The following is a 13,714-nucleotide window of genomic DNA, read 5'->3' on the forward strand; positions in this document are numbered from 1 at the left end:
AATCTGCCATACCTACACAGCATAAGTTCCCACTACCCCGATACCCCCATCAGGTGCCCCCATGCATTTTCTTATCATTGACGACGACACGGTATCGCGCACCACCCTGAAAAATCACCTGACCGCCATGTTCGCCGGCTGCAAGATCAGCGAGGCAGCCAACGGAGCCCAGGGGCTCTTTCAGTTCTTCAAGAAAAAACCAGACCTCGTTTTCCTGGACATGCTGATGCCGATCATGGATGGCCGGGCCGTGCTGGACGCCCTGAACGAATGCTACCGCTGCGGCCAGATCGTCAAAAAACCAAGGGTCGTCCTGGTCTCCATGCTCGACACCATGCAGATCGACCAGATGCATCCCCTGGCCGATAGCCCGCTGGTGGGAACAACCATCAAAAAGCCGGTTACCCGCAATCTCCTCCAGCAGATCGACAAATTCCTGCCCCGCCCAACGGCCTGATCTTCACGCCACGCCCTCCTGCTTGACCCCAGAAACAGCGAAGAAAAAAAACTCCAGCACACCCAGGCCCCGGCAGGACATCATCGAAGCACGCCCCTTTCTTCCCGGAAAGGAAGCTTGACAAGCCCCGCCTTCCTGCTATCTTTGTGGCAATAATTCATCCATTGCCAACACTTCCCCGGAGACCGGAGATTTATGAAAAAAAGTGTAACCTTCCTGCCCGACAACGTTATCATCGAGGTGGATACCGGCGAAAACCTGCTGAGCGCCGCAGCCAAGGCCGGGGTCTATATCCAGGCCTCCTGCGGCGGCGACGGGGTGTGCGGCAAGTGCAAGGTCAAGGTCGAGCAGGGCGAGGTTGCCGCCAACAAGGCGATGCAGCTCAAGGCGGAGGAACACGCGGCAGGCTTCCGTCTGGCCTGCCAGTCTTCAATCATCGAAGATCTGGTGGTCTCCATCCCCGTTGCCACCAGCAAGGACGGCAAGGCCCTCAAGGCCAAGCCCAAAACCACCCGGGCCATCTCCGCCCGCTCGCTGGACCATCTCATCGGCACCTGGCAGGTCTCCCCGCCGGTGGAAAAGCGTTTCCTGACCCTGGACCCGCCGACCCTGGAAGACAATGTCCCCGACCTGCAGCGCTTGATGCGGGCCATCAAGAAAAAATGCCACGACTGCTCCGAGCCGACCTACGATCACCCGGAGCTCTTGATGGAGCTGCCCTTCACCCTGCGGGAGGCCGACTGGCAGGTAACCGCCATCATGCTGCGCGGCAAGCGGGCCGAGGAGCCGGACCGGATCATCGCCATTGAGCCCGGCGATACCACGGGCAACCTCTACGGGTTGGCGGTGGACATCGGCACCACCACGGTCTGCGGAGTCTTGATCGACCTCAATTCCGGCGAGGTGATCGCCGAGGCCTCGGCCTACAACGACCAGATCGGCTGCGGCGAGGATGTCATCTCCCGGATTATTTATTCCCAACGACCCGGGGGGCTGAAGGGGCTGCAGGAAAAGGTGGTCCGCACCATCAACACGGTGATCGAAACGGTCTGCAAAAAGGTCATGATCAGCCCCAGCAATATCAGCTATATCATGGCCGCGGGCAACACCATCATGAGCCATCTGCTCCTGGGGCTGAACCCGAAATACCTGCGCGAATCCCCCTATGTCCCGACCTGCAGCCATTTCCCCCTGACCCGGGCCGCATCCTTAGGCATCCACGCCCACCCTTCGGTGCGCCTCTTCCTCTACCCGGCGGTGGCCAGTTACGTGGGCGGCGATATCATCTCCGGGGTGCACGCCTGTCAGATGTACAAAAGCCCCGAGCTCACCCTGTTCATCGACATCGGCACCAACGGCGAGATCGTGGTGGGCAACGAAGAATGGATGGTCTGTGCCGCCTGCTCCGCGGGGCCGGCCTTCGAGGGCGGCGGCATCCGCCACGGGATGCGGGCCAACGCCGGGGCCATCGAAAATTTCCACATCCACCCCGAGACCCTGGAGCCGATGATCATCACCATCGACCGGATCAAGCCCTGCGGCATCTGCGGCTCCGGGCTGATCGCCATCGTGGCCGAACTGCTCGAAGCCGGGGTCATCGACCAGCAGGGCAAGTTCAACCGCGGGCTTTCGCATCCCCGCATCCGGGAAGGGATCGACGGCTACGAGTACGTCCTGGCCTGGGCCAAGGACACCCTGATGGGCGAGGACATCGCCATCACCGAGGTGGATTTCGACAACCTGACCCGGGCCAAGGGCGCCATGTACGCGGGCTACGTCACCCTGCTGGAATCGGTGGGCATGACCTTTGCCGATCTGGACCGGGTGATCATGGCGGGCAACTTCGGGGCTTACATCGACCTGGAGCAGGCGATCTGCATCGGGCTTTTGCCGGACATCGACCGCGACAAATTCTATTACCTGGGCAACGCCTCCATGCTCGGCTGCCAGATCAGCCTCACCGACCATGTCCGCTTCCGGGAACGGATGATGGTCAGCACGCTGATCACCAACCTGGAGCTCTCGGAAAGCGCCCAGTTCATGAACCACTACATGGCCTCGCTCTTTCTGCCCCACACCGACATGGCCCTCTTCCCCACAGTGCGGGACAAGCTGCCGCGCCTATAGATATGGAAGAAATAGAACCCGACCTGGCAGTCTGCCTGATCCACAACCCGGCCAGCCCCGAAGGGCTTTTCCCCTTTCTCGACGCGCTCCTGCCCGAGGGTGACCCGGTGGCCCTGGAGATCATCGTGGTGGCCGGCCAGCCGGAGCATCCCGCCCTTGCCCGATTGGAACGATCCTTCCCGGAAATCACCATCCTGGAAAATAGCGGGACCCCGGAGCCGGTCAAGGCGCGCAACCATGCCTGCCGTTTGGCCTCGGCCCGCTATCTCTCCTTCTGGGATGAAAATCTCCGGCCGCAGCCCGGCAGCCTCACCACTCTGATCCGTTTTCTCGATGAAAACCCCGATGCGGGTCTGGCCGCGCCCCGCATCGTTGACCCCCACGGAATGGTCCTCCCCTCGGTGCGTTCCGCCCCTTCGTTGGCCACGATCCTCTGCCTCCACACCCCCCTGGGCCGCCTGCTTCCGGCCGCCCCCAGTATCCTGAAAAAACATCTGCTCACCGAGCAGGATCACCTGCGCTCCTTTGAACCGGAATGGCTCCTGGACACTTGCCTGGTCTTCCGCAGGGAGGTGATGGACGAAATCGGCCTGCTGGACGAGGGCTTTTCCGCGCACTACGGTGATGCCGATTATTGCCTGCGCGCCCACCAGGCCGGCTGGCATCTCCACTATCTGGCCGAGGCCGTGATGCTCCAAAGCAAACCCGAAACCTCCCCCGCGCCGCGAAGCCACAACACCCCGCGCCTGGTAGGCGACTGCACCCGGTTGCTCTTAAAAAACTGGCTGCGTCCCGCCAAAATGCCTGCCTGATGCAGACCCAACTGGGTTGTTGATAGGATGTTGATTTGCTGTTGATTGGTTGTTGAAAAACTGTTGATTTTTTCTTGTTCCTCCGGGAACACTCCGAGATAACTGGGTTTTCTCCTTCCCAAGCCAGCGCTTTCTTGCCGCCTGCTCCCTGTTGATTTCCTCCACGTTTCACGTGAAACCCTGGGCAACGAATCCCGCGACAAAGTGCCACGCTGCGCAAAAATTACCCGTATGCTATTCTTCTGATGGATACAAATTATCCAAGATTTCTCCTGGCTCGGGGAGTTGCGCCCGTGCCCAATCTTCAATTATCCACGGTTCTTCAAGGGAATGGCCCACAGCCCATGACCTTTGGCATGATTCGTGATATCCATTACCCCACAGTGTGTTGTTGCTTACCCCGTTTTTCACCTTCACATAATTCGCACAGGAGAATTCCCCATGAAAAAAAGCACAATGTTCCGGATCAGCACCATCCTGGCAGGCTCCCTGCTCACCGCCACCTTGGCCTTTGCCGCCACCGACTACAGCGGAATGAGCAATGAGGAGCTGGCGGCCCAACGCGGCAGCATGAAACAGTCCACGGTGGAAGAGCGCAACGCCTTCCAGAACGAATGGCAGAACCGGGTGCAGAAGATGAGCCCGGCGGAAAAACAGAAGGCCATGGGTCAGACGGGAAATGGCCAGGGACAGGGCGGTATGCGCGCAGAAAAACAGGAACGGAACCAAGAACGGATGCAGCAGCGTCAAGACCAGGGCTCCGGCATGGGTTCCGGCTCCGGCATGGGCGGCGGGATGGGCTCCGGGTCCGGCTCTGGCGGGGGCATGAGCCGTGGCGGCATGGGCGGCGGCGGAAGACGCTAGTCCCTTTATCAGAAACTTTTTTACCCCAGCATGGCCAGACAGCCTACCAAGGCTCCTGGCCATGCTTCATTTTAGGCAACTCTCCGGAGACCTCCATGAACATGCGCAAAATCACCTCCCTCACCGCCCTGCTCTCTTTTGCCCTGGAGATGCTGACCAGCATCATCCTCTACATCGTGCCCCAGGGGCGGGTGGCCTACTGGTCGGACTGGCACCTCTGGGGCTTGAGCAAAACCCAATGGGGGAGTCTGCATGTGAATCTGGGCGTGCTGTTCCTGCTCGCCATCTGCCTGCATACCTACTACAACTGGAGCCCCATTGTCGCCTATCTGAAAAACAGGGCCGGGAGACTACGCTTCTTCACAACAGACCTCACCATCGCCCTCCTCCTCTGTCTGGCCTTTACTCTGGGCACCTATCTTGAACTGCCTCCGTTTTCCACCATCATCACCATCGGCGACCAGATCAAGGAGAGGGCCGCCAAAAAATATGGCGAGCCCCCATACGGCCATGCCGAACTCTCCTCTCTGGCCACCTTCAGCAAAAAGGTGGAGCTTGATCTCGATGCCGGCCTGAGCCGCTTGGCTGCAGCCAAGATCCGGGTCAGCGATCCATCCCAGTCCATCGCCGAAATCGCCCGCATGAACACCCTGACCCCAAAGGCGGTGTATGAGGCCATGCTGCCCCCGCCGCAACCCGGCCAAGCCAAAAGCCTGCCTGCGAACCCGCCCGGAGGTTTCGGCATGAAGCCGCTGACGGATATCTGCCGCGAATACCGGCTCGACTGCGCTGCGGTCGTCCAGGGGCTTGCGGCCAAAAAGATTACCGCCACCCCAGCCATGACCATCAAGGAGATCGCCGGTACCAACAACACCTCGCCCATGGATATCTTCGAGGCGCTCAGGCAGGTGACAGAGCACAGGGAAAGCAAGCCGCGGACCTAGGTATATCCACCGATTTACGCATCAATTCGATATTTTTTTCCACCGTTTTGGGCGGTTGCCTGTTGACATCCGTTGTGTAAAACGCTATTTTCCCACGTTACCATGCCCTCTTAACACGCGGGAAAACAGCCGCTTCCAACAGGAGCGCGAAAAACCCGTTGGTGGCACGCGATCACCTTTGCAATACGAAGACCGGCATAAAGAGCCGTAACGGCTCCTAAATATATATTACGATTGAAACCACAGCACGGGAGAAAACAATGATCAAGGTAGCAGCCATTGCGGAAAGCATCAACATCATGGGTAAAAGAAGCGGCACCGCCATGAAGGAACGGAATCCCGGTCCTGTTCAGGAGATGGCCAAGGAAGAGTCCGCCGCCGGCGCCTCCTACCTGGATCTCAACATCGGACCGGCCCGTAAGGACGGGATCGAGCTGATGCCTTGGATTGTGCAGACCGTGGAAGCGGCAAGCTCCGTGCCCCTCTGCCTGGACACCACCAACACCGATGCCATGGCTGCCGGCTTCAAGGTGGTAAAAAACCGCGAAGCTGCGATCATGAACTCCATCTCCGCCCAGCCCGAGCGGATGGAAAAGCTCATCCCCGTTGCCGCCGAGGCAGGCTGCAACGTTATCGCCCTGCTCTGGGGCCCGGAGGGCATGCCCCGCGACTCCAACGAGCGCTGCGCCATGGCCGTTGACCTGATGATGGCTCTGGCCGAGGCAGGCATCCCCAACGAAAAAATGCTCTTCGACCCGATCGGCACCCCCATCACCCTGGGCGCAGACCAGATCGCCTCGGGCCTCGAGTTCATGTCCATGCTGCAGGAGATCGCCCCCGGCGCTGGTTCCACCGTGGGTCTCTCCAACGTCAGTAACGGCGTGGCCGAGCATCTGCGCAAGTACCTGGACCGCACCTACCTGATCATGCTGATGAAGTACGGGATCACCACCGCCATCGTCAACGCTTACGATGCCGAGCTCATGGCGATCTGCAAGGGCGAGCGTCAGGAGCTGGTGGACATGGTCCACAACATGATGGACGGCAACGATCCCGATTCCGCAGGGTTGACCGGCACCGCGCTGGAGCATTATAAAACCTATAAGGTGTTGAGCGGCCAGAACGTGTTCAGTGAGTCCTGGCTGACCCTGTAAAAAAGCGGTAGTATATAGAGGCCGCTTTCTCGAATCCGGGACGGCCTTTCTAAAGAGGGGGCTGCGGCCTCCTCTTTTTTTGTTTGGAGGTTTGGCAGTTATAATCCCATAGGCACGCAGCCGAGCACCGGAGAGGCTGCCGAAAAGGGGATTTGCACTGTTTGAGGCGAAAGCCGAGTTTGCAAAGCTCCGGCAGCATCGAGGAGCACAGGGTATCCCGCCAACGGCGGGACAAGAGACACCGGGTGCCCTTTCTTTGGTTCGTTTCTTTGGGCACGCAAAGAAATGAACAGTAAGGAGGAAACATCTTCCTCTGACTGCTCTTTATTTGAGGCCTAGAAGTTATGGCAGACATTCCCTCGCACCACATGATCTATGGCAACCTCGACGATTTCATTACCGGGGAAACCCTGGTGGACACCGATGACGAGCGCTACCGCCAAAAACTGGCCCGGCTGCTTGTGGAGGAAAGGGGGTTTGCCAAGGGTGAGGTGGAGATGCGGCGCAGGATTGAAACCCTGTTCGCCCATCAGTTCGTGGTTTCCAAGATCGATATCGTGGTTCGCCTTGAAGGGCGACGGGTCATGGTGGTGCGCTACGGGCCCGGCTCGCTGGTAACCCGGGAACGCCCGGCCATCGCGGCCGCCAGGGTCCTCGAAGAGAGCCAGCTGATCCCCCTTGCCGTCGTAAGCAATGGCGAAGATGGAGAGCTGCTGGACACCAGAACCGGCAAGGTGCTGGGAACCGGCCTTGGGGCCATCCCCACCCGGGAGTCGCTGGTGACCATGCTGCCCTCCCTGGATTTCACCCCCGTACCCCCGGAACGGCGGGAACCGGAGTTGCGCATCCTCAACGCCTTTGATATTGAGGTCTGCTGTGCCGGCGGACCCTGCGCCCTGCCCGGAGCAAAAGAAGGTTGAGTTGCAGACGCTACACAGGGCACAAGAACGATTTATGCGCGAGAACTCAATAATTCCAAATAGTTATACCTTCACCGCGAACCCATTCTAATAGATTTCGCGGCTCAGTCGCTGAAACGGAGACAACGCCATGACACAGCCACCCTGGAGCAAGACAAGCTGGCAGCAGTGCACCGCCCTGCAACAACCCAACTGGCCGGACAAAAAGGAGTTCGCTCAGGTGGTGGATACCATCTCCCAGCTGCCGCCCCTGGTTTTTGCCGGGGAGATCCGGGAATTGAAGAAAGAGCTGGCCATGGCCGCCGAGGGCGAGGCGTTTCTCCTCCAGGGCGGCGACTGCGCCGAGGCCTTTTCCATGTGCACCGCCCCGGCCATCCGGGAACTCCTGAAGGTCATCCTCCAGATGGCGGTGGTCATGAGCTACGCCGGCGGCAAGCCGGTGATCAAGGTGGGCCGCATGGCCGGTCAGTACGCCAAGCCGCGCTCCGCCGACACCGAAATGGTTGGGGGCATCGAGCTCCCCAGCTACCGGGGCGACATGGTCAACGGGATCGAACCGAACATCGAGGCCCGGCGGCCGGATCCGGAACGGATGCTGAAGGGGTATTACCTCTCCTGCTCCACCATGAACCTCCTGCGTGCCTTCACCCAGGGCGGCTATGCGGCGCTGGAGCGGGTCCATTCCTGGAACAATGCCTTTGTCAAAAACTCACCCCAGGGCCAACAGTATGAAAAGCTCGCCCGCCAGATCGACCAGGCCATCAACTTCATGCGCATCGTGGGCATCGACACCGATATCCCCCAGCTCAAGCAGGCCAGCTTCTACACCTCGCACGAGGCGTTGCTTTTAGGCTACGAGCAGGCCCTGACCCGCCAGGACTCTACGACCGGCGACTGGTACGACTGCTCGGGCCACATGCTCTGGATCGGCGAGCGCACCCGGCAGCTCGACGGGGCGCACGTGGAGTTCTTCCGGGGGGTGCACAACCCCATCGGGGTCAAGATCGGGCCCAACCACGACATCGACAATGTCAAACAGCTGGTTCGCACCCTCAACCCGGAGAACGAACCTGGGAGGTTGACCCTGATCACCCGGTTCGGCGCGAAAAAGATCGGCGACGGTCTGCCACTGCTGGCCAGGGAGATGAAAAAAGAGGGGTTCAAGCTGGTCTGGAGCTGCGACCCCATGCACGGCAACACCTACACTGCGGAAAGCGGCCACAAAACCAGGAATTTTGACGAGATCATGAACGAGATCCGCTCGTTTTTCGAGATCCACTGGAGTGAGGGCACGGTGCCCGGCGGCATCCATTTTGAAATGACCGGGGAAAACGTCACCGAATGCACAGGCGGGGGGAGAAAAATCCTCGACCACCACCTGGCAGAGAACTATCTGACCAACTGCGACCCCCGCCTCAACGCGGAGCAGAGCCTGGAGCTCGCCTTCCAGATTGCCGAGTTGATGCGGGAAAAATAAACGCCTCCCCATCAATGACAAAAAAAGCCCGACGCATTATCCATGCGCCGGGCTTTTTTTATGCTCACTTTCCTGAAACACCTACACCCTCGGTGGCCCCATCAGGATCATGTCGGCGATGGTCTTCTTGACCTTGGGCATCTGGCCCTGCTGCTCCCCAAGCAGTTCCTGCTCCAGAGCCACCAGCTCCCGGAAGAGAGGGGCGCGCTCCACCGCGGGTGTGGCCTGGCGGGTGCCGACGATCTCCTGGCAGCGGAAACAGCCGGGGAATTTTTTGCCCTGGCCATTGGGAAAGGTGAGGCTGGAGGGGACCCCGTGCATCCGGCAGATCATCAGCCGGTGGAGGTAGAGGCTGCACCGCCCCTCTGCGTTGAGCGGACACATGACCTGCGGCCGTTCGCCCCGATCCAGGGCATGCGTACAGGCGGCGGCATACTCGGCGGCCCGATTTTCGATACCCTTGCGGAGTTCCGGCGCAAGCGCCATGAGCCCCACCCAGAGATAGGCCCATTCCACATAGGTATGATGGAGAAAATAGGAATCGCAGCAGTTGTCCGGGCACCCCGTACAGGTAAAATCCAGCTGGCGGGCGACGATGTCATACGCCTTTTCCATCCGTCCGTAGAGATCGGCTATCTTTGCGGCAAGTTCCGGTTGCAGAATAGGGGCTTCCATGATTAGCTGTCCTGGTTTTGTTAAAAAAAACACTCTACCCGAAAATAAATTTTCCTTCAAAGAGATCCGCTCATGCCCGCACTGCTTCCCTGCTTCAAAGCCTATGATATCCGCGGCCGGGTGCCCGAAGAACTCGATGAGGCGCTGGCCTTCAGGATTGGGCAGGCCTACAGCACGCTGTTGGCCCCGAAAAAAGTGGCCATCGGCCACGACATCCGGATCTCCAGCCCGGCCCTAGCCAAATCCCTGGCCGCCGGCTTTCTCGAGGCCGGCGTGGATGTGGTGGATCTCGGCCTCTGCGGCACCGAGGAGATCTACTTTGCCGCCTTCCATCTTGCGGTGGACGGCGGGATCATCGTCACCGCCAGCCATAACCCGGCGGATTACAACGGCATGAAACTGGTGCAGGCGGGGGCTCGGCCCATCTCCGGAGACACCGGCCTTAAAGAGATCGAGCGGTTAGCGGTAGAAGGCAAACGAGTAACCGCAGCCACCCCGGGCACCCTCACCACCCTGGACAACACGCCCGCCTATATCGAGCACCTGCTCGGTTATGTCGAGACACGGGCATTGAAACCCCTCAAAATCGTGGCCAATGCAGGCAACGGCTGTGCCGGCCCGATCATCGACCGCCTTGGTGCCCGACTGCCCTTCGAGTTCATCCGGCTCCAGTGGCAGCCGGACGGCACCTTTCCCAACGGGGTGCCCAACCCCCTGCTCCCGGAAAACCGGGCCATCACCGCCCAGGCCGTGCGGGAGCATGGGGCCGACTTCGGCATTGCCTGGGACGGCGACTTTGACCGCTGCTTTCTCTTTGACGAGACGGGCGCATTCATCGAGGGCTATTACATGGTCGGGCTGCTGGCCCAGGCCCTTTTGGCCAAAAACCCCGGGGGTAAGATCATCCACGACCCGCGCCTGGTCTGGAACACCCGGGAGCTGGTGAGCCAAGCCGGGGGCCAACCGGTGCTGAGCAAGACCGGGCACGCCTTTATCAAGGAGCGGATGCGCAGTGAAGATGCCGTATACGGCGGCGAGATGAGCGCCCACCATTACTTCCGCGACTTTGCCTACTGCGACTCCGGCATGATCCCCTGGCTGCTGGTCGCCGAGATTCTCAGCCGCTCAGGCCAACCCCTTTCCCAACTGGTGCGCGCCCGGCAGGAAGCCTATCCGGTGAGCGGCGAGATCAACAACCGGGTCGCGGATCCGGATGCGGTCATCGCCCGGGTGGAGGCTTTTTACGCCGAGACCCCGGGGGGAAAGGATTACACCGACGGCCTGAGCTTCACCGCGGAGCATTTCCGCTTCAACATCCGAAAATCCAACACCGAACCGGTGCTGCGCCTCAATGTGGAAACCCGAGGCGACAGAGCGCTGATGGAGGCAAAAACCGCGGAACTGCTCGCCCTGATCCGGGCCTGAATCGGGCTTATTCCGCGCCCGCAACAAACAAAGTTCATCGTGTCCTTTCCTTTGCTTGACGGATATTTTTTTTTGCTGCTACCATAAAAGTATCTGCAATAAGACTAGATACTTCCACAAGGAGATAGGATGCTCAAGACGCTGCACACCGATCTGTTGTCCATGTGTTGTCCTGATCCTACGCAGGTGATCCGCTGATGGATATCCGCGCCAAATCGATCCTCTCGGTGATGCTCACCATCACCATCCTGACTTCGGTCTTCGTTTTCATGTCCATCCAACAGCAAAATGCCCAGCTGGATAACGATATTCGAACCAAGAGGGAGAACGCCAATTTTCTCGCGGAAAACCTGCAAGACCAAGTTTTTATCGCATACAAGTCACGGATCGTCAGCCTTGCCACCACCAAGCAAGAGGTGATCGACGCCTTTGCCCGACGTGACCGGGAAGCCCTCTATCAGGCGGCCTTGCCCTTTTACAAGACGATCAAGACCGAAAACCCCTACTTCTCCCTCATGCACTTCCACTTGCCGGACAACTCCTCCTTCCTGCGCATGCATCTGCCGGAGTTGCATAGCGACGATCTCGTCGAGATCCGCCCCATTATCCGTGAGGTGAACACACTCCACAAACAACGGATCGGCTACGAAGTCGGCAAAATGGGACTTTTCTACCGGGTTGTGCAACCGATGTTCGCCGGCGAAGAGTATATCGGCGCCCTGGAGTTCGGCATCAGCCATAAACAACTTGTCACCCTCTTGCAGCAACACATCAGCCCCGAGATCGCCATTGCCGTCAAAACAGAGAGCTGGCAGAAGGCGACCCTGGTTGGAGGCAAACGGATCGAACAGGGAGAATATACCTTTTTGCCCCTGCAAAACGGCCTTTTCGCAAAAATTGCCCCCACGATTCTACTGGAGCATGCCCCAGACCGCTTCGCCGTCGATGGCAAGACCTATATCCTTTTCTCCAACATCGAACTGCGCAATTTCCAAAAGAAACCCATTGCCAAGATTCTCGTTGCCCTGGACATCAGCCAGGAACTGGCCAACTCCAAAAATTTCATCATTAAGGTCATCCTGCTCGCCCTGTTTCTTCTCGTGCTTTCCAGCCTGTTTCTCTACTTCAGCTTTGGTCAGCTGTTGAACCGGATTGTGGGTCTCAACACCTCCCTAAACAGGAGCAACCAAAATCTCACCACAGCCAAGGCCTATGTGGACAATATCCTTGCCTCCATGAGTGACGGCCTGCTGGTAACCACCGCCGACGGCAGAATCAGCCAGGCAAATGAAGCATTCTGCCAACTGCTCGGTTACTCGGAAGAGGAGCTGGTGGAAAACAAGATCTTTTCCTTCTTTGAAAGCCCGGCGGAGATAGAGGCACGTTTTGCTCCCTGCGGACCACAGAAATGCGAGATCAGCAAGGTAGAACGTCAGCTCCTCACCAAGGACGGGCATCGCGTGCCGGTGCTCTTCTCGGCAACCTCTCTTGCGGACCAGGACGGCAGCCTCATCGGCATTGTCTGCATCGTCACCGATATCACCGAACGCAAACGGGCGGAAACCGTCCTGCGCGAGGCGCATAGTCTGCTGGAACAACGGGTTATCGAGCGCACCCGTGAGCTGGCTGAAACAAACACCGCCCTGACCAGGGAGATGGCGGAACGCAAACGGGCGGAAGCAGAGTTGCGCCAAGCCCAAAAGATGCGGGCCATCGGCACCCTGGCCGGCGGCATTGCCCATGATTTCAACAACATCCTCACGGCCATCATCGGCTACACCCAGCTGGCCATGGAACGGGTGAACTCGGATGTCACCTGCCGCAATTATCTCGACGGGGTTTTTCTTGCCGGGCAACGGGCCAAGGAGCTGGTCCACCAGATCCTCACCTTCAGCAGGCAAAGCGAGCAGGAGAAAAAACCCATCGAGATCCATCTGATCGTCAAGGAGGCCTTGAAGCTGCTGCGCGCTTCCCTGCCGGCCAATATCGAAATCGTTCAGGATATTCCGGCCCGCTCCGGAGCCGTGCTCGCCGATCCCACCCAGATCCATCAGATAGTCATGAACCTCTGTACCAATGCCTACCATGCCATGGAGGAAAAGGGCGGCACCCTCACCGTTTCGCTTTCCGAACCGGCTGCGGCAGATATTTCTCCCCCCCTACCACCCGGCGACTATCTGCAACTGATGGTGCGCGACACCGGCTGCGGCATGGATACCGGGTTGCTTGAGCGGATCTTTGAACCCTATTTTACCACCAAGGAAGCGGGCAAGGGCACCGGCCTCGGCTTGGCCGTGACCCACGGCATCGTCGAAAGCCATAGCGGCCACATTCGGGTGGTCAGCACCACCGGCCTGGGCACCACCTTCAGCATTTACCTGCCCCTGTACAAACAACCGCCAATGGAGCTCAAGGAAAAGTCGGAACCCCAAGAGATCCCGGGCGGAACAGAACGGATTCTGGTGGTGGACGATGAACGGGAAATCGGCCACCTCCTCGAACTCTTTCTCTCCGACTATGGCTACAGGATTACCAGCCTCTCGGACAGCCTCGCTGCATTGGCCTGGTTCCAGGCCAATCCGCAGGAGGTGGATCTGATCATCACCGACATGTCCATGCCGCATCTCACCGGCAAGGAGCTTGCCAAGAAAATTCTGGCGGTGCAGCCGGAGATTCCCATCATCCTCTGTACCGGATTCAGCGAGCAGATCAATGCGGAGAGCGCGAAGCAACTCGGGATCCGTGCCTTTCTTCTCAAGCCGTTTCAGGCACAAGAAGTGGCAGGTCTGGTCCGCAAGGTGTTGGACGGCACCACGCCGCAATCATGATCTTTGCTGCGGGGTAGTACTCCCGGTAGGA

Annotated in this window: 11 protein-coding genes; 10 read left to right on the top strand and 1 reads right to left on the bottom strand. The window is 59.1% G+C overall.

Annotated elements, in window-relative coordinates:
• Nucleotides 1-61 precede the first annotated feature (61 nt).
• The 8 genes from OLX77_RS04775 (at nt 62) to OLX77_RS04810 (ending at nt 8,755) form a co-directional block, all read left to right on the top strand.
• Nucleotides 62-457 carry a response regulator gene (locus OLX77_RS04775; protein ID WP_307632447.1) on the top strand — a complete coding sequence of 132 codons (396 nt, stop codon included), beginning with the start codon at nt 62-64 and terminating at the stop codon, nt 455-457.
• 195 nt (nt 458-652) lie between these two features.
• Nucleotides 653-2,584: an ASKHA domain-containing protein gene (locus OLX77_RS04780; protein ID WP_307632448.1), complete on the top strand. Its 1,932-nt coding sequence runs from the start codon at nt 653-655 to the stop codon at nt 2,582-2,584.
• A gap of 2 nt (nt 2,585-2,586) precedes the next feature.
• Nucleotides 2,587-3,396, top strand: a complete 810-nt coding sequence (locus OLX77_RS04785; protein ID WP_307632449.1) for a glycosyltransferase — start codon at nt 2,587-2,589, stop codon at nt 3,394-3,396.
• Between the two features lie 441 nt (nt 3,397-3,837).
• Nucleotides 3,838-4,260: a hypothetical protein gene (locus OLX77_RS04790; RefSeq protein WP_307632450.1), complete on the top strand. Its 423-nt coding sequence runs from the start codon at nt 3,838-3,840 to the stop codon at nt 4,258-4,260.
• A gap of 95 nt (nt 4,261-4,355) precedes the next feature.
• Entirely contained in the window at nt 4,356-5,204 is an 849-nt protein-coding gene (locus tag OLX77_RS04795; protein ID WP_307632451.1) for a DUF4405 domain-containing protein, read from the top strand.
• A 260-nt stretch (nt 5,205-5,464) separates the two neighbouring features.
• Nucleotides 5,465-6,358 (top strand): dihydropteroate synthase, encoded by an 894-nt coding sequence (locus OLX77_RS04800; protein WP_307632452.1) that lies wholly within the window; start codon nt 5,465-5,467, stop codon nt 6,356-6,358.
• A gap of 344 nt (nt 6,359-6,702) precedes the next feature.
• Nucleotides 6,703-7,278, top strand: a complete 576-nt coding sequence (locus OLX77_RS04805) for a type I restriction enzyme HsdR N-terminal domain-containing protein (RefSeq protein WP_307632453.1) — start codon at nt 6,703-6,705, stop codon at nt 7,276-7,278.
• Nucleotides 7,279-7,408: 130 nt separating this feature from the next.
• Nucleotides 7,409-8,755, top strand: coding sequence for a class II 3-deoxy-7-phosphoheptulonate synthase (locus tag OLX77_RS04810; protein WP_307632454.1), 1,347 nt, complete (start codon nt 7,409-7,411; stop codon nt 8,753-8,755).
• 81 nt (nt 8,756-8,836) lie between these two features.
• On the opposite strand, the gene OLX77_RS04815 is transcribed toward OLX77_RS04810, so the two are convergent.
• The gene (locus OLX77_RS04815) at nt 8,837-9,430 is read right to left on the bottom strand and encodes a hypothetical protein (protein ID WP_307632455.1); all 594 of its coding nucleotides are present in this window, start codon (nt 9,428-9,430) and stop codon (nt 8,837-8,839) included.
• 72 nt (nt 9,431-9,502) lie between these two features.
• Here OLX77_RS04815 and OLX77_RS04820 point away from each other — a divergent pair, with 72 nt between their 5' ends.
• Together OLX77_RS04820 and OLX77_RS04825 are read left to right on the top strand one after the other, a co-directional pair.
• On the top strand, nt 9,503-10,855 hold the full coding sequence (locus OLX77_RS04820) for a phosphohexomutase domain-containing protein (protein WP_307632456.1): 1,353 nt from the start codon (nt 9,503-9,505) through the stop codon (nt 10,853-10,855).
• A 197-nt stretch (nt 10,856-11,052) separates the two neighbouring features.
• The gene (locus OLX77_RS04825) at nt 11,053-13,683 is read left to right on the top strand and encodes an ATP-binding protein (protein WP_307632457.1); all 2,631 of its coding nucleotides are present in this window, start codon (nt 11,053-11,055) and stop codon (nt 13,681-13,683) included.
• Nucleotides 13,684-13,714: the final 31 nt, after the last annotated feature.

Origin of the sequence: Thiovibrio frasassiensis (assembly GCF_029607905.1) — a bacterium.
Lineage (GTDB): Bacteria > Desulfobacterota > Desulfobulbia > Desulfobulbales > Desulfurivibrionaceae > Thiovibrio > Thiovibrio frasassiensis.